At 42.6% G+C, this 20788-nt stretch carries 17 protein-coding genes; 9 read left to right on the top strand and 8 right to left on the bottom strand.

What is annotated here, in order from left to right:
* Nucleotides 1-16: 16 nt before the first annotated feature.
* Nucleotides 17-757, bottom strand: a complete 741-nt coding sequence (msuE, locus tag NDN13_RS13500; protein ID WP_251115819.1) for an FMN reductase — start codon at nt 755-757, stop codon at nt 17-19.
* A gap of 349 nt (nt 758-1106) precedes the next feature.
* On the opposite strand from msuE, the gene NDN13_RS13495 reads away from it, so the two are divergent.
* Complete coding sequence (locus NDN13_RS13495; RefSeq protein ID WP_004657203.1) at nt 1107-1757, top strand: response regulator; 651 nt, start codon at nt 1107-1109, stop codon at nt 1755-1757.
* Between the two features lie 120 nt (nt 1758-1877).
* Here the strand turns inward: NDN13_RS13495 and omp33-36 are convergent, their stop codons facing one another.
* Entirely contained in the window at nt 1878-2777 is a 900-nt protein-coding gene (gene omp33-36 / locus NDN13_RS13490; protein WP_251118238.1) for a porin Omp33-36, read from the bottom strand.
* A gap of 728 nt (nt 2778-3505) precedes the next feature.
* Here omp33-36 and blaOXA point away from each other — a divergent pair.
* Nucleotides 3506-4348 (top strand): OXA-286 family carbapenem-hydrolyzing class D beta-lactamase, encoded by an 843-nt coding sequence (blaOXA, locus tag NDN13_RS13485; protein ID WP_251115818.1) that lies wholly within the window; start codon nt 3506-3508, stop codon nt 4346-4348.
* Nucleotides 4349-4691: 343 nt separating this feature from the next.
* On the opposite strand, the gene NDN13_RS13480 is transcribed toward blaOXA, so the two are convergent.
* The 4 genes from NDN13_RS13480 to kynU are packed head-to-tail and all read right to left on the bottom strand — an operon-like array spanning nt 4692 to nt 9337.
* On the bottom strand, nt 4692-5852 hold the full coding sequence (locus NDN13_RS13480) for a porin (protein ID WP_251115817.1): 1161 nt from the start codon (nt 5850-5852) through the stop codon (nt 4692-4694).
* A 24-nt stretch (nt 5853-5876) separates the two neighbouring features.
* Nucleotides 5877-6632, bottom strand: coding sequence for an alpha/beta hydrolase (locus NDN13_RS13475; protein WP_251115816.1), 756 nt, complete (start codon nt 6630-6632; stop codon nt 5877-5879).
* Nucleotides 6633-6639: 7 nt separating this feature from the next.
* Nucleotides 6640-8046 (bottom strand): amino acid permease, encoded by a 1407-nt coding sequence (locus tag NDN13_RS13470; protein ID WP_251115815.1) that lies wholly within the window; start codon nt 8044-8046, stop codon nt 6640-6642.
* 40 nt (nt 8047-8086) lie between these two features.
* On the bottom strand, nt 8087-9337 hold the full coding sequence (gene kynU / locus NDN13_RS13465) for a kynureninase (RefSeq protein ID WP_251118237.1): 1251 nt from the start codon (nt 9335-9337) through the stop codon (nt 8087-8089).
* A 146-nt stretch (nt 9338-9483) separates the two neighbouring features.
* Here kynU and gigD point away from each other — a divergent pair, with 146 nt between their 5' ends.
* Nucleotides 9484-9936: an Lrp/AsnC family transcriptional regulator GigD gene (gene gigD / locus NDN13_RS13460; RefSeq protein ID WP_241271675.1), complete on the top strand. Its 453-nt coding sequence runs from the start codon at nt 9484-9486 to the stop codon at nt 9934-9936.
* A 273-nt stretch (nt 9937-10209) separates the two neighbouring features.
* Nucleotides 10210-11931 carry a GGDEF domain-containing protein gene (locus tag NDN13_RS13455; protein ID WP_251115814.1) on the top strand — a complete coding sequence of 574 codons (1722 nt, stop codon included), beginning with the start codon at nt 10210-10212 and terminating at the stop codon, nt 11929-11931.
* Nucleotides 11932-12051: 120 nt separating this feature from the next.
* Here the strand turns inward: NDN13_RS13455 and uvrA are convergent, their stop codons facing one another.
* The gene (gene uvrA / locus NDN13_RS13450; protein WP_251115813.1) at nt 12052-14883 is read right to left on the bottom strand and encodes an excinuclease ABC subunit UvrA; all 2832 of its coding nucleotides are present in this window, start codon (nt 14881-14883) and stop codon (nt 12052-12054) included.
* Nucleotides 14884-15127: 244 nt separating this feature from the next.
* On the opposite strand from uvrA, the gene NDN13_RS13445 reads away from it, so the two are divergent.
* The 3 genes from NDN13_RS13445 to NDN13_RS13435 all read left to right on the top strand — a co-directional run bounded on the left by NDN13_RS13445 (nt 15128) and on the right by NDN13_RS13435 (nt 17136).
* A complete protein-coding gene (locus NDN13_RS13445) occupies nt 15128-15730 on the top strand; it encodes a TetR/AcrR family transcriptional regulator (RefSeq protein ID WP_251115812.1) in 603 nt (200 codons plus the stop codon).
* 3 nt (nt 15731-15733) lie between these two features.
* Nucleotides 15734-16717 (top strand): zinc-binding dehydrogenase, encoded by a 984-nt coding sequence (locus NDN13_RS13440; protein ID WP_251115811.1) that lies wholly within the window; start codon nt 15734-15736, stop codon nt 16715-16717.
* A gap of 65 nt (nt 16718-16782) precedes the next feature.
* Nucleotides 16783-17136: a DUF1304 domain-containing protein gene (locus NDN13_RS13435; RefSeq protein ID WP_251115810.1), complete on the top strand. Its 354-nt coding sequence runs from the start codon at nt 16783-16785 to the stop codon at nt 17134-17136.
* 156 nt (nt 17137-17292) lie between these two features.
* On the opposite strand, the gene tenA is transcribed toward NDN13_RS13435, so the two are convergent.
* Entirely contained in the window at nt 17293-17967 is a 675-nt protein-coding gene (gene tenA, locus NDN13_RS13430) for a thiaminase II (protein WP_251115809.1), read from the bottom strand.
* A 170-nt stretch (nt 17968-18137) separates the two neighbouring features.
* Between tenA and NDN13_RS13425 the strand changes: the two genes are divergently transcribed.
* Entirely contained in the window at nt 18138-19220 is a 1083-nt protein-coding gene (locus NDN13_RS13425; protein ID WP_241338286.1) for a DUF475 domain-containing protein, read from the top strand.
* Between the two features lie 154 nt (nt 19221-19374).
* Entirely contained in the window at nt 19375-20739 is a 1365-nt protein-coding gene (locus NDN13_RS13420; RefSeq protein WP_251118236.1) for an MFS transporter, read from the top strand.
* The last annotated feature ends 49 nt before the right edge of the window (nt 20740-20788 follow it).

The raw sequence follows: 20788 nt of genomic DNA, 5'->3' as shown, positions 1-20788 counted from the left end.
CCATAACAGATATGGTTTATGCCACGTGAGTGAGATTCTTGGTTGGCTTGGGGTGTAAGCGAGATTCAGCTGCATCCAGATTCGGTACTGCCGCAGATGGTAAGACTTCTGCTTGTTCAATCTGTTTATTGATGCCGAGGTTTTGATTGGCTTGCTCAGTTTTGGCTTTGATGGCCGCCGCACGTTGGCCTTTGGCAGGTGCCCATTCTAAAATTGGTAGGGCACGTGCCACAGCGAGGGTGACACGATCCGATAATTGCTCGCTTTTTACCGTATATTCAGGCGTAAAGTCACGATCAGTGGCATACACGCCAATCGGTAAGGTTTGTGCTTGGAAGAAACTGAATAAAGGGCGTAATTGATGTTCTAACACCAGCGCATGACGGTCACTGCCACCTGAAGCGGCGAGTAACACAGGTACATCAACCAAAGCGGTCTGCTCAACAAAGTCGAAAAAATGCTTAAATAAACCCGTAAACGAAGCACGATAAACAGGTGTTCCCACAATCAGTGCATCTGCAGCTTCTACCGCAGCCAAATCATCTTGGACCCGTTGAGGCAGTTGATTACGATAAATGGCACCACCCAATAAAGGCCCGATTTCACTGAGTTTGACGAAATGTACTTTAATATTAATTGCTTCAGAAAGCTCATCCAGAATCGCCTGAACTAAGCTTTCTGTTTTTGATGGGCTATTTAAACCACCAGATACGGCAACAATATTAAGGGGAGTTGAGAGGGTATTGTGATTGGACATAATAACGGCCTAAAAGATCATTTCGAATTGCTATTTATTTATCTACACCGCATGCCAAGCTGTAAAATAAGGAAATGCTGCAAGCTTATCTTTTTTAAAGATATGTCGATAAATCACAATAAATATCAAATTTTAGGTCGTTAATTTTCTGTTTCTATTCAAGATTTTTGAATCTGTTTCATGCAAAGATGATTTTAATGGAGTTATATCAATATTTGATTTATTTTGCGGGAAAAAGAAATAAATCCATGCTTGTGCTTGACCTAGCCTTGAATTGAAAATAGGCTTAGGCAGATTGAATTTAAATAAACAACGTACAGTGACGTACTTGCAGATAGCTTAAGCGCTTATGAATATTTTAATTGTAGACGACCATCCTTTATTTAGACATGCTTTGATTCAAGCGGTTCGTTATAGTTTGCCACAGGCGCAGATTCAAGAAACGGCGGATGTTGATGAGTTTTATGCACGTTTAGAGCATGGCGCAGAGCCTGATCTGGTGTTGCTGGATTTGAATCTTCCAGGCGCATCAGGTTTCTCTGCCTTGGTGTATGTGCGTGCACAATACCCCGCAATTCCGATTATTGTGGTCTCAGCACATGAAGAAGTTTCAATTATTCAGCGTGCGATTGCACATGGTGCAATGGGCTATATTCCAAAATCTTCACATCCAAGTCATATTGGTGAAGCGATTAAGCATGTTTTGGAAGGTGAGATCTGGTTACCACCGAACTTACCGACCCATGCCGGCTTTGATCCGCGTGCGGCAGATGAAACCGCTTTAGCCGAACGTTTACAATCACTCACGCCACAGCAGTTCCGTGTATTGATGATGGTGGCAGAAGGTTTATTGAATAAGCAAATCGCTTATGAATTAGAAGTTTCAGAAGCCACAATCAAAGCACATGTCACCGCAATTTTCCGTAAACTGGGTGTGCAAAATCGAACGCAGGCAGTCTTGGCAATCAGTGCCTTAAATATTGAAGATAAGAAGATGTAAGGTTTAAAGATGAGAAATTAAAGTTCTCATTTTATTGAAGATCAGAAAACAAAAAACCAGTTCATCAGAACTGGTTTTTTGTTATGAATGAGATGTTCTATGTAGAACTCAAATCCAATATTAGAAACGGAACTTCGCGTTTAAGCCAACAGTTTGCGTATCTACGTTTGCATGTACTGCATTTGCATTTACATAGCTAGCACCAACAGCAACAGCTGGAGTGATGAAGTAGTTTACATTCGCGCCCCAAGCAGATTTGATTGGAGAGAAGTTATCTTCGTTTGCTGGATTAGAGCTGAAGTTTGCTTCTGCATAAGATGCACCAACGCTTAACTTAGGTGTTACATATACGTCAGTTTTTAATTCGTATGCTTGGAAGTCACCATAAACAAGACCAGCTTCAAAACCTACAGCCATGTTCGTACCGTCAATGTTACCTACGTATTTAGTACGTGCAGTAATTGCGTCTTGGTCTTCACCGATAACTAAAGGTTGAGCTACTGATTTAGCAATACCATTTGAAAGTACGCTGTTCGCATCTAAAGCAAATTGGTCAGCGATGTTTGTATAACCAACAGCAACCAAGAAGTTAGGAGTAAGCATTGTACCTACTTCTAATGCGAAACGATCACCATTGTCTTTGTAATCTTCAACTTTAGTTTGAGAATGGCTATAAGAAGCACTTGTATACACTGGTAAGTAAGGTGTTGGAAGGTAAGCTTCACCTTTTGCACCGAAAGAGTTGTTCTTAACAGTTGCAGTCTCGTCACCGCTTAATTTTGCAAAGCTATAAGCAACAGAAACATTAGATGCTTGGTTTAAGAATGCAGCTTCAGCTAAAGGACCTTTAGAAGCATCTACATTTTTAAAGTAGTAAGTACCTTGAGCAGCACCAGTAAAGTCTTTGTCATTTAAGTCTTTTGCTTCGATGAATTCAGACTGACCTTGAACTTCGAATTGGTATGCGTGAGCACCGGTCATGGCTAAAACTAAAGCAGTGGCTAAACCGAGTTTTTTCATAATGATTTCCAGCTTTAAAACAAGAAAGAGTAAAGTTGGAGTCATTGTATTGTAACAAAGTATGAAGTCAATGTAATAAATTTGAGCTTCCGATGAATGAACAAATGCTGACCAGCTTGTGTATGAAAAACGAGCAATTAAAAGAAATGCTGTCAACCTTTTATAAAATACATATCTAACAAATAGATAAGTTTATTTTTTAACAAGATAAGCGCTGTCATAAGAATGACATCTGCAAATATTTTAATTGGTTTATCCAATTGGTGTGATCGATTTTTTCATTTAAGCCATTCTTGTTGTTGTCATAATTTTGACGCTAAAAGTGTGGATTGAAATATTGTTCTACTATTTTTTGCGACCTGCTTTGCAGAATTTCATGTGATTGGCTACGCGTTAATATAAACCAAAAGTGTCGAATAAATCTGATTTTTAATGATCAATCAACAAAATCGATTGTAACAATAAACCCGATCTATTTAATCAACTTTACTTTGTGAGAGCTAATTCACATAATACATAGCAAGAGATATCTAATTTGCATTTAAGTATCTCGTAACATTTTCTTTTGAGTTTTTTGATGTTTTTACATCATTGTTTTACTAGCTCGGCTTTCCCCAAGGCTGAGCTTTTTTTTGTCTGTTTTTTTACAAACTATTGATGAAAATAACACTACAGAACAACGGTGATAAAACACTTATAGTGACAGATTATTCTACTTTTCCAGCTTTATGATCATGTCAAAAAAATTAACATGTCTGGCCCTTTTTACCGCTGTCTTTTGTGCAATTCCCATGGCTGCTTGTCAAACTTTTAGCCAACAAAAGCAACAGCTCACAACACAAAAAAATGAACAGCAGCAGATTTCAAGCTTATTCCAGAGTGCCCAAACCCGTGGTGTTTTGGTGATTTATGATGGCAAGAAAATTCAAAGCTATGGCAATGATCTTGATCGCGCAGAACAGCGTTATATTCCTGCCTCAACTTTTAAAATGTTAAACGCCTTGATCGGAATACAGCATCATAAGACTACTCCAGATGAAGTGTTTAAATGGGATGGCAAAAAGCGGGCATTCAGCAGTTGGGAAAAAGACCTCACATTAGCTGAGGCGATGCAGGCATCAGCGGTACCCGTGTATCAAGAATTGGCAAGACGAATTGGTCTGGAATTGATGACTCGTGAAGTGAAGCGTGTGGGCTATGGCAATAAAAATATCGGGACACAAGTCGATAATTTCTGGTTAGTTGGCCCATTAAAAATCACCCCCGTAGAAGAGGTTCGCTTTGCCTATGCACTGGCAAAGCAGAAACTGCCCTTTGACCAGCCGACACAGCAACAAGTCAAAGCGATGTTATTGGTGGATCAGATTCAGGGAACCAAAATCTATGCCAAAAGTGGTTGGGGCATGGATGTCAGCCCGCAAGTGGGATGGTGGACAGGCTGGATTGAACAGCCAAATGGCAAGATCACTGCGTTTTCACTGAATATGCAAATGAGCCAGCCTGAACATGCGGATGCACGTAAAGCGATTGTGTATCAGGCCTTACAAGAGTTGGGATTGTTAGCCCATTAAATAGGCAAAAAAAGACCCAGCTTTTGGGGAAAGCTGGGCTGAGAAAGGATGTTTCGCTTGGGGGAGAAAACATCCTAGAGGGTTAGAGGTTTAAATTCTGCAATCTCTGTATGTTTAAATTATCTGCTTTGGAAAGTAATTTGTAAAATTGATAATTTATATGTTTTGAATAGAATTTTTCGATTTTAAAGCATGTTCAAGATTGGAAAACCAGCGCCGAACCCAAGTGAAATATGATTGATATTATTTAAACTAGAAGTTTAGTGGCAAAACGTTTAGATCACTTGGTATGTGTACTAGAGACTTCAACCGTTTTGCCCATATGAGTGAATTAATTTCGTGATTACCACTCGTAGCGTAAGCGAAATAAATGCATGTCAGGCGTATGGTTGCTGTCTTGGGTATACAGGCGCTCGTAGTCAAAGCCAATACCATGATTGAAACGGATTGCCACGCCAATGCCATGATCGCGTCGAGAGAAATTGTAGCCGCTCCGATATTTTAAATAATTGCCCATCAGATAAGGCTGTATGTATTGCATGCCATGATGGTCAAGGTCGATATGATAGCCTGCATAATATTCAAGTCCATAAGCCTCCGTGTCTAACAGGTTTTCAACTGATTGGGTGGAGGTCTGATTGAATGCATCAAAATTAGGCAATAGATTTTTATACCAGCCAACACCGCTACTGAGCATCCATGTCCCATCAAAATAGAACAGGGCAGACGCAAGCATATCTTGAGAGAGCTTAGATGTTGCATGATCAGATTGCAGCTGAGCTTTGTTGTGTTTCCATGAAATCGCCCAGTTTAAGTTTTTATTTAAATGAATATCGACAGCGGCTTCTTGCCCAGATTTACGTTGATAACGGAGCTGATTCAGACTGGTGTGATCCTCAAATAAATAAGCCGCATAAAAATCAATCTTTTCCGTTTTTTTCTCATATCTTAAAGTCTTATTGGCTGCTTGAGTCCCATCGAAATAAGCAAAAGGACTCCATGTTTGTGGTTGCGCCAGTGTACTGTAGTCCCAAAGATCGGTTTTACTTCCGACCACATCGTAATACAGACTATAAATTTTTCCATATTTTAAAGTGCCATAGCGATGGCTTGAGATTCCCGCATAGGCTTGTTCTGTGGTCAGACGCTCATCATTGTTTTGATAATGTCCTTCCCAATCTAAAATTTTGGCTGGATTAATAAAATTCTGATAACCCGTAATCAAATGCAGATCATCATTGATTTTATAGTCAGTATTGAGATAGATCCTGCTGGTTGAGCTATAGCCATTGCGACGATATTTCTGTGCTGCATTGGATGGCTGATACTGATCGAAATTCAGGGCTTGCAGTCGGAGACTGCCAGCACTGCTCAGTTTAAAGTTGTCCTGCGCAGTGAAAATCTGATCTTGATTGATCAATTCAATCTGTGCAAATGCCGAAGAACAGAGTGCAAAACTCAGGGCAATAAAAACCCGATGGTATTGAAGTTTGAACTTAACCATTTTTAAATACGTCCATGTATAGATTTAAGTGTGAGCGGTTAATCTCCGATGAAAATATTCATCTAAGATGTTGTAATGATGCGTATTATCCAGTAACTGGAAGGAGACAAAGTCTGGGTCGATGGCTTTCCTTCGATGAAAATACGACTGACTTTGCCCGATCAACTCATCGAGCTCTTGCGCACCACAGAAAATGGCATAGGGCTTTTGGACAGCGGTCTCGACAAGGATGGGACTATATTGTCGAATCTCGTGTTCCGAGAGATTCAATGCTGTATTTAAATGGGTCTGTTGAATGGGCATGAGATCATAAATGCCACTCAATAAAACGGCTTCAGTTACAGCAGGATGGGTGAGCATTAATGCAGATAAATGAGCCCCTGCAGAATGCCCAATCAGCATGATGTCTTGAGTGCTCCATGCTTGTTGTTGGATAAAGTCAAGCGCTTGTTGGATTTGCTTGACGATTTCACTCATGCTGCGTTGCGGAGCCAAGTCATATTCAAGCAAGACACATTGCATATTGTTGGCAACAACATCCGTGGCGATAAAGGCAAAATCGGATTTATTACACCATTGCCAATAGCCACCATGCACAAACACGATAGTTTTGCGTGCCTGTGCTAAAGGAAAGAGATCTAAGCAGGATCGAGCCGTCTCAGCATAGGCAATATCCTGAATACAGGGGTGTTGCTGATAGCTCAACCGACTACGCTGTTGAAACTCCATCAGAATATCCTGCTCATTTGCAACCGTTCGAGAATTATCATAAAGCTTCATGGCGTGTTTACTCGGAAGCTTCGGTGTTCGTGCTTAAATCGAGCTTTGCTGAGCTGCGTTTTAGCATATAAAAAACGATTAACAGCGCAATGAAGGGAATGCCAAACTGTAGCGTAGATTTAAATTCGGCAGTAAACCAGGTGGTGAGGGTAATGCTCAGAATACTGAATAAACCAAACAGTGAAATGAACTGACTTGCTGGAATTTTGTATTTTAATCCAATGCCATTTTTCGCAATATGCCGTCTAAAGCAGATATGGGTCACAAAGATGCTGCCCCAAGTAAACAATGCGCCGAACATGGATAAGGCAATCATGATGGGGAAAGCTGATTCAGGATTGATGGTATACACTACGCTAGCAACAGCAATCCCCATCGCGGATAAAAACAGCGCATTGATGGGCACGCCATTGGGACGGATTTTACCGAAGATTTGAGGTGCATCGCCTGCCCGTGACAAGCTAAATAACATTCGGGTTGAAATATACAGCATGCTATTCATGGCAGAGAGAGCGGCGACAATCACGATGAAATTGAGAATACTATCTGTATATGGAATCCCGACAATTTTCATCACGGTGACAAAAGGGCTGCTGGCATCTTTACCAATCAGTTCTGTCCATGGAACCAGTGCTACAATTAAGGACAAGGACAGTAAATAGAATAAAATCAAACGCAGTGCGGTACTCTTAAAGGCGTATTTGACCGCTTTTTCCGGATTCGATGCTTCACCTGCAGCGACGGCTATCATTTCAATACTTAAATAACTAAAAATTGAAATAATCACCCCAATCCAGACGCCACTGAATCCATTGGGAAAGAAGCCACCGTGTCCAGTCAGATTACTCACAACATGGTGACTTTGCTGATTGTTTTGAGTCAGAATGCCGATTGCCAACAGAATAAACACGATAATCGCAAAGATTTTAATGGTGGAAAACCAGTATTCCACCAGTCCAAATGCCTTGACACTATAAGCATTCACTGCAAGCAAAGTACCTGAAAAAAACACGATCCAGATCCATGCGGGCAGATCGGGAAACCACATTTTCATATAGTCTGCGACGGCGGTGATCTCGGTTCCAACCGCCAGTACGATACAGGCCCAATAACTGTAGCGCACCAAGAAACCTGCCAAGGGGCTGATATAATGTTCAGCATAGGCCCCAAATGAGCCTGAAGTCGGGTGTTGTACTGTCATTTCGGCGAGACATGCCATCAGCGCAAAGGCAATTAGCCCGCCAATGGCATAACTCAAAATGACAGCAGGGCCAGCAAAGCTAATCGCAAATTTGCTCCCCATAAACAGCCCGGTTCCAATCGCGCCACCAATCGCAATCATTGCCATCTGTTTGGCGGATAATTTTTTATGTAATCCTGCTTCACGTGCTTGAATCTTATCAAAATTATTCATTGGCCTCTCCTAGCCATCAGCTCAATCCGAAAGTGACGACTTAGGTCACTTCTCCCCGTACCAGGTAGCTTTCATTGTTCCATTCTTGATGCTGCATGATGGCTTTGAGATGTTGCACCGCATGCCAGATATCTTCAAATCCAAGATACAGCGGAGTAATGCCAAAGCGTAAGACTTCAGGTTCACGATAGTCTCCGATCACGCCACGGGCAATCAGTGCCTGAATAATTTCATAGCCATGTGGATGTTGATAGCTGACATGACTGCCGCGATATTGATGCGCTTTCGGGGTGATCAGCTCGAAACCATACTCAGCACACTCTTGATCAACCAGCGCAATAAATAGGTCAGTCAATTTAAGCGATTTCTCACGAATTTTCTGCATGTTGGCTTGCAGGAAAATATCTACCCCACATTCGATCAGACTCATGGAGATAATTGGCTGAGTACCGCACAGATAACGGCGGATATTGTTGGCTGGCTGATAATGCTGAGCCATGGCGAAGGGCTTTTGATGTCCCCACCAGCCAGAAAGTGGTTGCCAGAACTGATCCCGATGTTTGGGATTGACCCAGAGCAGCGCAGGTGAGCCTGGACCACCATTGAGATATTTATAGGTACAGCCAATGGCAAAATCACTGTTCGTTTGATTGAGATCCATCGGTACAGCGCCAACAGAGTGACACAGATCCCAAATGATTAAGGCATTATTGGCATGCACTTGCTGATTAATCGCGGCCATATCATAGAAATAACCTGTGCGATAATTGACATGAGACAGCACCACAACGGAGACATCAGACGCTAAAATTTCGCTTAAACCAGCAGGGCCCTCAATCAATTCGACCTGATAGCCTTGATTGATCAAGTCAATGAAGCCTTCGATAATATAAATATCGGTGGGGAAAGCGTCTTTTTCCGCGACAATAATTTTGCGCTGCGGATATTTTTCAGCCTGAATTTTAACTGCGGCCGATAATACCTTGAATAAATTTAAGGTGGTCGAATCAGAAATCACGGTTTCGCCAGCATTGGCCCCGATCAGTTGTCCGACTTTATCGCCTAAACGGGTCGGTAAGCCCCACCAATCTGCTTTATTCCAACTGTTAATGAGATCTTCACCCCATTCTTGTTGAATAATATGCTGTGCATAATTTAAAGATTGCTTCGGTCTTGCACCTAAAGAGTTACCGTCTAGATAAATCACATTGTTAGGCAAGGCAAATTCATTTTTAAATGTGCCGAGCTCGTCTTGTTTATCCCAATACAGACATTGTTCATGTGTCACCATATTGAATTTCATCCCTTTATTTATTGAATTCCACTGTTAAATTTTATCACTGCAATTTTTGTTTTTTTCCGATAAAATCAGTAGATAAAGTTAAAAATTAGGATATGATTTCAATAATATTTAAATTATTAGAATAATTTCCGAATATGAATATTGATGCGATTGATCTTAAAATCCTAAATTTCTTGCAGAACGATGCACGCCTGAGTAATCAGGAATTGGCCGATCTGGTGAATCTTTCACCCTCCGCCTGTCATCGACGGGTCAAACTTTTGGAAAGCAATGGCATTATTGAGAAGTATCAAGCTCGGCTCAATTATGAAAAATTAGGCATTAAAATTGAGGCCATAGTTGAAATAAAATTAATTCAACTAACTGAAACTGATCATAATTTTTTCTTAAAGCAGATTGATGGCTTTGAAGAAGTCATCAATGCCTATGTGATTACAGGTGAGTCTAACTATGTGCTGCATGTCGCAACCAAAGACCTGAATGCGTTTTCACAATTCATTATTAATAAATTGAATAAGATTAAAGGCATTATGAGTATTAATTCTAAGATCATCTTAGATAAGGTAATTCAGAAAAAACTGCTCTAACTGATAGGGGGATATGGCGAATTGGGTTAGATTTCAAAATATTTATTTTAATAAGATAAATTACTTAGTTAATTTAATTTAAATAAAAATCATTCTCACTTTTAGTTTTGACAAATAAGCTCGATCTTAAAATAATGATTTAAACCAATGCATCGCGATTAATGTAACCAAAAACCTCGGTTTAAGCGTGGTAGTGCGATTTAGAATTCGGGTAAAATTAATCTCTGTTTAAAAATCAATTGAGATCGTTCTTGAAAAGTGCAAGGTGTGTGAATGGGGCGTAAATTAAAAAGCTCGAAATTACGATCTGAGCAAATTAGCCGTCGCCTCTTTTTCTGCATGATTGTCATTATCTTTTCGATTTTTTATCTGTCCATTCCTCTAATTATCAATAGTTACCAAGAATATATAAAATCTGACCAGACGCTGACCGAAATTACCTGTCTGCGCGCCTTAGTCAAAACATCCAATAAAATTTCCAGAGAACGGGCTCCTTCCAATAAATTGATGTCGAGTCAGCCTGAGGTGTTGTTAGAAAATCAGAAGGAATTATTCGAGTATCGTAAAATTGTTGATGCAGAAATTGATGACACGATTGCGATCTTAAAGCAAAACGGTTTTAGGCTGATTGCCTATGAATTGGAAACAGATTTAAAAGTTAAATTATCCAAAGCGCGCGCTATTGTTGATGCCTATGCCAATACACCACATGCTGAGCGAACATCGAAACAGTATGATCATGCAATTTTATCGATGTTTAGTGTCTGGGATGAAAGCCGTGAGTTTTTAACGTGGTTATTGGTACGTTCCAATAGCAAGAATAGCAAGATGTCGAATTACTTTACGGCAATTCTGGTGCTCACGGATATGCGTGATCAGGCAGGGCGGGTGGCGTCTAATATTATGGCGCCTGTGACCTTTGATGAGAAAATTTCAGATGAAAACCGAGCGCGCTCGTTACAGACTCAACATCAAGCAATTTATCTCTGGGAATTAATTGACACGATTCAGCCGGAACAGTCAAAGACGCCTGAATATGTGCGTTTATATCGCCGTGTAAAAACCGAATTTTTAGATAAAGGCTTGCCGATCGTGGCGAAGCTGCTTGATGAAAGCAAGAATAATCAGGCCTATTTCCTGTCGGGCACGGAACTGACAGAACGAATGGTGGGGAAATTCACCACGGTGATGGATTTGCAAAACTATATTCTGGATTACAGTATTCGGGTGGCTGATGAACAGAATAAGTTGGCAAAGCGGCAATTCATATTCACCTTGTGTATTTCAAGTCTATCTTTGCTGATCGCTATTTTTACCATGATCTACGCGAAGCGAAGGGTATTTAGCCCATTAATTCATGCGCGTAATATGATTTTACGCCTTTCAGGAACTTCAGATGAACTCCCTGCGGAAAACAAGCGGAAAGGTGAGTTTTTTTCCTTGTTTGAGGCGATTGATAAACTCAAAGTCATGTTGACACAGCGTGATCAAATGGAACTACAACTTAAAAAAATTGCGAATTCAGATGTGCTAACAGGAGTCGCTAACCGCTTGGCCTTGGATGAATATATTCAAATGTTGGAATCCAAACCTGAGTCTTTGTCTCAGACCTGCGTGATTGCAATTGATATTGATAATTTTAAGTTCGTGAATGACCAGTATGGGCATATTGTCGGGGATCAGGTGATTAGCATGATTGCCGATCAACTGAAACATAATGTGCGGGCCTCGGATTTAATCGTGCGTTATGGCGGTGATGAGTTCTTGGTCGTAATCGAGAATATCCAGATGGGCGCTGCTAAAGTGATGGCAGAAAGTATGCGTTCGGCTATTTTAAAACAAAGGATTGTGATCCCGAATGTAACTGAATCACTTCATGTTTCGGTCAGTATCGGTGTGGCGATTGGCGCCAAAAGTTGGTTGGAGCTGTTGGAAAAAGCGGATCAGTCCTTACTTAAAGCGAAGGCAAAAGGGAAGAATATTGTAGAGACTTAAAGCTTGTGCGGAAGGTCTGATGCTTATTTTGCTTTAGGTATCTTGAAATATTGAATCAAAAACAGGATTAAGTTTGTGTACTTAATCCTGTTAGAGAACTCTAATTCTTTATAAGAAGGATCATTTCAACATCGGTTTTAAGAAACGACCAGTATGTGAAATTTCAACTTGTGCTACGTGTTCTGGTGTCCCTTCGGCAATAATTTGACCACCACCCGAACCGCCTTCAGGACCGAGATCAATCACCCAATCGGCAGTTTTGATCACATCCAGATTATGCTCAATCACCACGATGGTATTGCCCTTATTGCGGAGCTCATACAAAATGTCGAGTAACTTGGCAATATCATGGAAATGCAGACCTGTGGTCGGTTCATCCAAAATATATAAGGTTCGACCTGTATCGCGTTTTGCCAACTCTCGTGCCAGTTTCACCCGTTGTGCTTCACCACCTGAAAGGGTTGTCGCTGCTTGTCCTAAACGAATATAGCCAAGCCCGACCTGGGTTAAAGTATCTAAACGACGATGAATCACAGGTATTGCACTAAAGAACTCAGCGGCATCTTCAACTGTCATTTCCAGTACATCAGAAATATTCTTGCCTTTATAACCCACTTCTAAAGTTTCACGGTTATAACGCTTGCCATGGCAGGCATCACATGGCACATACATATCAGGCAAGAAATGCATCGCCACCTTGATCATGCCATCGCCTTCACAGGCTTCACAACGACCGCCTTTCACGTTAAACGAGAAGCGACCTGCGCTGTAACCACGGGCTTTGGCTTCAGGCGTTTGTGCAAACAATTCACGAATCGGCGTGAATAAACCGGTATAAGTAGCTGGATTGGAACGTGGAGTACGACCAATTGGACTTTGGTCAATATCGACCACTTTATCCAAATGCTGTAAGCCATCAATCGAATCAAATTTTTCGGCAGTCAGTGTGGTTGCACCATTCAGTTGAGTCGCAGCTAAAGGCAATAAGGTACGGTTAATCAAGGTTGATTTACCTGAACCTGAAACCCCAGTCACACAAGTCATGATGCCCAATGGAATGGTCAAATCCACATTCTGTAAGTTATGTCCGCTGGCACCAGAGAGCTTGATGACTTCATCTGGGCGCGGTGAGATGGTACGTTGTTTCGGTACTTCAATTTTGAGCTTGCCTGACAGGTATTGGCCTGTGAGCGAGTCCGCATGATTGGCCAATTCATCGTAAGTTCCTTCGGCAATCACGGCACCGCCATGAATCCCCGCACCTGGGCCGATATCAATAATATGGTCAGCGGCACGAATCGCATCTTCATCATGCTCAACCACCAGTACCGTATTGCCCAAATCACGTAGGCGAATTAGGGTTTGTAATAGGCGATCATTATCGCGTTGATGCAGGCCAATTGATGGTTCATCCAGTACGTACATCACGCCCATGAGGCCCGCACCAATTTGTGAGGCCAGACGAATACGTTGTGCTTCACCCCCTGAAAGGGTTTCAGCTGAACGTGCCAAGCTGAGATAATTCAGACCAACGCTGACCAGGAAGTGTAAACGCTCACGAATCTCTTTAAAGATTTTATCGGCGATTTCGCCTTTAGCCCCTTCAAGGTTCAGGTCTTGATAATAGTGTTCCGCATCACCAATCGACATTTTGGTGATTTGGGCAATGGTCTTGTCTTTGACTCGCACATGACGAGAAATTTCATTCAGACGTGAACCACCGCAAGCGTCACAAGCCGCATTCGATAGATATTGCGCCAGATCATCACGTACATAATTCGATTCAGTTTCGCGGTAGCGACGTTCCAAATGCGGCAAAATCCCTTCAAAGGCTTGCACACGGCTGTGTTTACGACCACGTTCATCGATATAGCTTAGATCGATTTTCTCTTTGCCTGAGCCTTGTAAGAATTTTTTCTGCGTGTCTTTATCTAATGTGTTCCACGGTTGATCGAGGTCAATATTGAAATGATCAGCCACTTTTTGCAGCATGGTGTAGTAATACGGACGCTGTCTGTCCCAACCACGAATTGCACCTTGGCTGATGGACACTTCTGGATTCGGAATTAACTTGTCGGCGCTGAAATGGCTACGCGTTCCCAAACCATCGCAGACAGGGCAGGCACCGAAGGGGTTGTTGAATGAGAATAGACGTGGTTCAAGCTCTGCTACAGCACGGTCACATTCAGGGCAAGAATGTTTGGCTGAAAACACACGTTCAGGATGTTCGCCATTCATCCATGATAGCACTGCAATATCGCCGCCTAGACGCAGTGCCGTTTCAAACGATTCTGCGATACGGTTACCCAGATCATCACGCACTTTAAAACGATCGACCACCACTTCAATGGTATGTTTTTTCTTTTTGTCCAGTTCCGGCGGGGTATCAATATCAATGATCTCCCCATCGACACGGGCACGTACAAAACCTTGGCCTTGAAGCTGTTCAAACAGTTGAGTGTATTCACCTTTACGCTCACGGACTACAGGAGCGAGCAACATCAGTGCAGTGCCTTCTTCAAGGCTTTTTACTGCATCGACCATTTCTGAAATGGTTTGTGCCACCATCGGCAGATCATGTTCAGGGCAGTAAGGTGTTCCTACACGCGCATAGAGTAAACGTAAATAGTCATAAATTTCGGTAATGGTGCCCACGGTTGAACGTGGGTTATGACTGGTCGACTTTTGCTCAATCGCAATTGCGGGGGAGAGACCTTCAATCGAATCGACTTCTGGTTTTTCCATTTGTGACAGGAATTGACGCGCATAAGCGGAAAGTGATTCGACATAACGACGTTGACCTTCGGCATACAAGGTATCAAAGGCCAAGGATGATTTACCTGAGCCAGAAAGTCCCGTAATCACCACAAACTTGTCACGTGGAATATCGAGTGACACATTTTTTAAATTATGGGTACGTGCGCCTCGAATACGGATATGACTTTGACTCATAAATACATCTCAATAAGCTGAATATGAAAACGTGTATATGATAGCGATTTAAAATCGTTCAAGTGGTATAAAAATAATTAAAACGACAAATTGTGACGGTTAATGAACTGGTTCACATTTGTCTCACGCCAAGCGCCTAGTATTTTTAGCATTCAATGCCTCAGATTACCATGTAAAAATTGATCACTTATTAAAATAGATATTTTACTAGACGACTGGTCTAATATTGATTTATAGTGTGACGATGAAACGATCAAATAAAAGTGAAGCCACGCGACAACACATTCTCGATACCAGCTTTGAACTGGTATTGCGTAAAGGTTTTGTCGGTGTTGGCTTGCAAGAGATTCTCAAGGCCTGTGACGTCCCGAAAGGATCGTTCTACCATTATTTTGCTTCGAAAGAGGCGTTTGGTTGTGCCTTGCTGGAACAATATATGGCGGACTATAAAGCCCGTGTCGAGCAGCTCTGGCAACAGGCCGAACAAAGTGCGTATGCGCGTTTGATGGCGTTATGGCAGGCGTGGATCGATGATCCTGTTTATGGTAGTTGGGCAGAGAATTGTCTGATTGTGAAATTGGCCGCAGAGGTTTCAGATTTATCTGAAGACATGCGCCAAATTCTCAACCTCGGTGTGCATCGATTGACACAACGCGTGGCGTTGTTATTACAAGAAGGGCAACAACAAGGCTCAATTCCTACCCATCTTGACCCATTAAAAACAGCTCAGGTGATGTATCAATTGTGGTTGGGTGCCGCTTTGATGACCAAGTTGGCTCAAGACAAAGCACCGCTATATTTAGCTTTAGAAACCACTCAACAACTGCTCCAACCGATTAAGGAATAAAACATGCAAAGTATTATCCATCACAGTTTTGGTGAACCCGTCGATGTGTTGCAGTTGGGTGATATGCCTCAGCCTGAGCCGAAAGCAGGTGAAGTTCGTATCAAGATGATTATGTCTCCAATCCATAATCACGATGTTTGGACTGTACGTGGTAGCTATGGTTATAAGCCAACCTTGCCTGCGATTGGTGGCAGCGAAGCGGTGGGTATCGTCGATGCAGTGGGTGAAGGTGTTGATGCAAGTAAATTAGGACAGCGTGTTGCAGTCGCAGGAGTACATGGCAGTTGGGCGGAATATTTTATCGCGCCGGCAGCTAGTATTATTGCTTTAAATGACGCGATTGATGACCAAACCGCCGCACAACTAATCGGGATGCCGATCAGTGCGCTGATGCTCCTCGATTTTGTCAACGTACAAGCAGGTCAATGGTTGATTCAAAATACCGCAAATGGTGCGGTAGGAAAAACTGTCGCCATGATTGCTCAAGCGCGCGGACTACAAGTGATTAATTTGGTTCGTCGTAGCGATGCGATTGCGGAAATGCAGGCCTTGGGGATTCAGCATGTGGTTGCGACAGACCAGCCAGATTGGAAACAACAGGTAAAAGCGATACATGCGGATCAGTCATTAATTGCTGGGGTGGATTCAATTGGCGGCAGCGCCAGCGGGGAAATGTTGAATTTACTCAGTGAAAATAGTCTGTTGGTTTCGTTTGGCAGTATGACTGGCGAGACCATGCAGATCTCATCGGGGGATCTGATTTTTAAACAAGCCACGGTTAAGGGTTTCTGGGCCAGTGTGGTCAATAAAGAAATGCCAGCAGAGCGTAAAAAGGCTTTGTTTGTGGAACTAATTACATTGGCGACGCAGAAAAAACTGGTTCTACCCGTCGAAGGTGTTTTTAGTTTCGATCAGATCGAAGCCGCGGCATTGAAAGCAACTCAAGGCGCGCGTCAAGGTAAAGTGTTGTTAACACCATCACTATAAAACATATGAGGTCAGTCTAGGGTTTGGCCTGATTAAATTCGAACACAATAAAAAGGAAAAATCGCATGTTGGGACAAGTATTGATCGGGTTGATTGCAGTATTGCACGTTTATATCTTGGTACTGGAAATGTTTTTGTGGGACAAGCCCTATGGTTTAAAGGCCTTTGGCAATAGTTTGGAAAAGGCACAACTGACCAAAGTGTTGGCACAAAATCAGGGGCTGTATAATGGTTTTCTGGCAGCTGGATTATTCTGGGCCTTGCTAGCACCCGCAGACTACGCCACGGCAATTGCCAATTTCTTTTTAGGCTGTGTCTTGATTGCCGGGATTTATGGGGGGCTGACTGCGAGTAAAAAGATTATTTATATTCAGGCGGTGCCTGCATTGATTGCTTTAATTGTGGTGAATGTTTTTTAACCCAGCAATAAAAGTAGGCATTTGAGCTGATTTATGCTTTAATGCGCTCAGTTTGAGATGAGCCTCATACAGTATATCGGACGATACGATATACGACTAAGCCCCTTAATTGGGGCTTTTTTATGTCTGGAGAAAATATGGCTCAGGGCTAGGCGCTTAGGCTTGATCCAGACCTAACCATTGACGTTGCTGATAAGCGCTGTCCCAGAATAACCACTCCAGTTTTGCCCCCATGGTATAAGCCGCATGCATTTTGGCTAAGGTATCTTCATCACAACGGGCTGCCACTTTATCAACCGTCGCAATCACATTGCGTACCGCAGTATTAAATTCCTCGCCTGCATAAGTATCGATCCATGCTTGGTACGGATTGTTGGCAACCGATTGGCTGACGATGTCTTTACCTACTTCGGCATAAATCCAGAAACAGGGCAGTAAGGCCGCTAAAATCACAGGATAGCTTTCCGACCATGCGGTTGCCGTCAAGAATGAGGTGTAATGATGGCAGGCCAAAGTCAGCGGTGTGCTTTCAAACTCGGTCTTGCTGATTTCAAATTCCTGCATAAAGTCACTGTGCAAGCTGCGTTCCACAATAATGGCGATTTTTGCTGCTTCAGAAAACTGAATCACATCATCGGCTTCATAGGCCTTTGCGGCAGCAACCGCCAAGGCACGACCATAGGCCAATAAGTAATGCGCATCTTGAATCACATAATGACAAAAAGCTGAACGATCGAGTGTGCCTGCTGCAAGCTCTTGATTAAACGGAAGCGCTAATATTTTTTGATATAAATCTTGATTACGTTGCCAAACATCTTGAGAAAACGTCATGGAATGAACCTATTAAAGTACATATAAAAGAAATCTTTCAGCACTATAGCAGAGTCTGGTCTGGATGGTTTTTTTTGCCAAACAAGTCCAACAATCTTTTCTCTTTTGGGGCAAAACTCGCCTACAATAAGCACATTTTTATCACTCTATATTTGGATAAAAGGCTGCTCATGAAGCATTTCCGTTTCTCAATATTTTTTACGATTGTGTGTTTAGCACTTTCGGCTTACTGGGGCTATACACATGGCCCTGAAGCGGGTGTTGCCACCATGCTAAAAGCACTGACCATTACTGCAATTCTAGCGGTGATGGAAGTGTCTCTTTCTTTCGATAATGCGGTGGTGAATGCCTCAGTACTGCGTGGTTGGGATCATTTCTGGAAAATGATCTTCTTGACCGTCGGTATCTTGATTGCCGTATTTGGGATGCGTTTAATCTTCCCTGTGGTGATTGTCGCGGTAACCGCTGATATGGGCATGGTTGAAGTCGCTAAAATGGCTCTGAACGATCCAAAAACCTATTCAGAACGCTTAATGGCCCATCATGCTGAAATTTCAGCTTTTGGGGGTACTTTCTTATTGATGGTGTTCTTAAACTTCTTCTTTGACGATGGTAAAGAAACCCATTGGTTTAAATGGTTGGAAGCGAAATTAGCCCATTTGGCCAACGTGCCTGCCATGTCGGTGTTCTTGGCCTTGATCGCGATGATCATCATGGCAGCGAATGTCGATGAGTCTGCTCGTTTGGCTGTAACCATGGCCGGAATCTGGGGCATCGTGGTGTATATCGGAGTACAGGTCTTGAGTCATTTATTGGGTGGCGAGCCTGAGATTGATGAAAATGGCAATGCCATTGGCCATGACTCAAGTGGTGCAGCTTCGGGGGTGGTAAAAGCTGGTTTTGGTGGTTTCCTCTACCTTGAAGTACTGGATGCATCCTTCAGTTTTGATGGTGTGATTGGTGCATTTGCGATTACCAGTGATGTGGTGATCATCATGCTGGGGCTAGCAATTGGCGCGATCTTTGTCCGCTCAATGACCATTTATCTGGTGGAGAAAGGCACTTTGGATGCGTATATCTACTTAGAGCATGGGGCGCATTATGCGATTGGTGCTCTGGCATTCATTATGATTGCCAGCGGTACAGGTTTACATGTGCCTGAAGTGGTTACGGGGCTGATCGGTGTGGCCTTTATTGTGTGGGCAGTGATTGCTTCGATTCAATATAGCAAGCGTGAACAACAAGCCTCTTAAGCTTGTTTTCAGTTTGATCAGTTAGTGTAAATAAAGGAGCGAATATCGCTCCTTTATTTTTTCTCTGCAGAAAGATTATGTTTTTCATAATCTACGTACAACCTTTGTAGGCGAATGGCTTATAATTCGCTGAGCCAGTTATAGTGTCTTATCAATAATGAATGCTTTAGAACGCCGTTCAACCTTTGCCTTAAGTAGCATTTTTGCCTTACGCATGTTGGGCTTGTTCATGATTATTCCTGTGTTTTCAGTCGCAGGACAATCCTATCAATATGCCACACCTGCCTTAATTGGGCTTGCAGTGGGGGTCTATGGCTTAACCCAAGCAATTTTACAGATTCCATTTAGCTTATTGGCTGATCGCTTTAGCCGGAAGCCTCTGGTGGTGCTTGGCTTATTGTTATTTGCCATTGGCGGTGCTATCGCAGGTCTATCCGATACCATTTACGGGGTGATTATTGGGCGTGCCATCGCAGGTGCAGGTGCAGTTTCGGCTGTGGTGATGGCATTACTGGCCGATGTCACCCGTGAAGAACAGCGGACCAAAGCCATGGCCGCAATGGGCATGAGTATTGGTCTGTCTTTTGTGGTGGCCTTTAGCTTAGGGCCGTGGCTGACCAGTTTAGTTGGCATTTCTGGCTTATTTTTTGTGACCACGATTATGGGCTTGGCTGCGATTGCAATGCTCTTGCTGGTCCCTAAAGTCACGCGACACCATCGCAACTATCAGCAAGGCTATCTGAATCAGCTCAAGCAAGTCATCCAAATGGGCGAGTTGAATCGTCTACATGTCTCGGTGTTTGCACTGCATTTATTGCTGACTGCGATGTTTATTTATGTGCCTTCACAGCTGATCGAATATGCTGGAATTCCTTTAGCAAAGCATGGTTTAGTCTATTTACCTCTGTTAGTGATTAGTCTGTTCTTTGCCTTTCCAAGCATTATCATCGCGGAAAAATATCGCAAAATGCGCGGCATTTTTCTCACTGCAATTGCAGGGATTATCGGTGGCTTACTGATTCTGATCTTTGGCTATGAATCTAAATATGTATTGCTGGCAGGACTGGGTTTATTCTTTATTGCATTTAACGTGATGGAAGCATTATTACCCTCTTGGTTATCCAAAGCAGCTCCGATCCAATCCAAAGCCACTGCCATGGGCGTGAATGCCAGTAGCCAGTTTTTGGGTGCCTTCTTTGGCGGAACCTTGGGTGGGCAGCTTTTGATGTTACAGAATACTGCGCTCGGGTGGAGTGTGCTGACGGGGATTGCTATAATATGGCTGCTAATTAGTTTTGGTCTGGCTCAGCCGAGATATTTGTCTTCTATTGTGTTGCCTTTACCTCAAGCAATACAAACAGATGAATGGACTTCAAAACTGTTGGCGATTCGTGGTATTGAAGAAGTCGTGGTGATGCCAGAACAGCAAGTTGCGTATATTAAAGTCGATAAACAGTGCATTAATGATGCTGGGCGACAAGATTTAACGCACTTGATTGGCAAAGAGGTAGCCATTTAATCATAACTCTTATAAAGTAAAACATAGAAATATATAGGATGAAGACAGC

The organism is Acinetobacter sp. C32I (genome assembly GCF_023702715.1).
Taxonomy (GTDB): Bacteria; Pseudomonadota; Gammaproteobacteria; order Pseudomonadales; family Moraxellaceae; genus Acinetobacter.
This window is presented reverse-complemented; position numbering and strand designations above follow the sequence as displayed.

Bases quoted from the DNA above. Each gene is read 5' to 3' on its own strand.
- NDN13_RS13445 (WP_251115812.1), top strand. From the start codon at position 15,128: ATGAAACGATCAAATAAAAGTGAAGCCACGCGACAACACATTCTCGAT.
- kynU (WP_251118237.1), bottom strand. From the start codon at position 9,337: ATGGTGACACATGAACAATGTCTGTATTGGGATAAACAAGACGAGCTC.
- gigD (WP_241271675.1), top strand. From the start codon at position 9,484: ATGAATATTGATGCGATTGATCTTAAAATCCTAAATTTCTTGCAGAAC.
- NDN13_RS13425 (WP_241338286.1), top strand. From the start codon at position 18,138: ATGAAGCATTTCCGTTTCTCAATATTTTTTACGATTGTGTGTTTAGCA.
- NDN13_RS13495 (WP_004657203.1), top strand. From the start codon at position 1,107: ATGAATATTTTAATTGTAGACGACCATCCTTTATTTAGACATGCTTTG.
- omp33-36 (WP_251118238.1), bottom strand. From the start codon at position 2,777: ATGAAAAAACTCGGTTTAGCCACTGCTTTAGTTTTAGCCATGACCGGT.
- NDN13_RS13470 (WP_251115815.1), bottom strand. From the start codon at position 8,046: ATGAATAATTTTGATAAGATTCAAGCACGTGAAGCAGGATTACATAAA.
- NDN13_RS13480 (WP_251115817.1), bottom strand. From the start codon at position 5,852: ATGGTTAAGTTCAAACTTCAATACCATCGGGTTTTTATTGCCCTGAGT.
- uvrA (WP_251115813.1), bottom strand. From the start codon at position 14,883: ATGAGTCAAAGTCATATCCGTATTCGAGGCGCACGTACCCATAATTTA.
- blaOXA (WP_251115818.1), top strand. From the start codon at position 3,506: ATGATCATGTCAAAAAAATTAACATGTCTGGCCCTTTTTACCGCTGTC.
- tenA (WP_251115809.1), bottom strand. From the start codon at position 17,967: ATGACGTTTTCTCAAGATGTTTGGCAACGTAATCAAGATTTATATCAA.
- NDN13_RS13440 (WP_251115811.1), top strand. From the start codon at position 15,734: ATGCAAAGTATTATCCATCACAGTTTTGGTGAACCCGTCGATGTGTTG.
- NDN13_RS13455 (WP_251115814.1), top strand. From the start codon at position 10,210: ATGGGGCGTAAATTAAAAAGCTCGAAATTACGATCTGAGCAAATTAGC.
- NDN13_RS13475 (WP_251115816.1), bottom strand. From the start codon at position 6,632: ATGAAGCTTTATGATAATTCTCGAACGGTTGCAAATGAGCAGGATATT.
- msuE (WP_251115819.1), bottom strand. From the start codon at position 757: ATGTCCAATCACAATACCCTCTCAACTCCCCTTAATATTGTTGCCGTA.
- NDN13_RS13435 (WP_251115810.1), top strand. From the start codon at position 16,783: ATGTTGGGACAAGTATTGATCGGGTTGATTGCAGTATTGCACGTTTAT.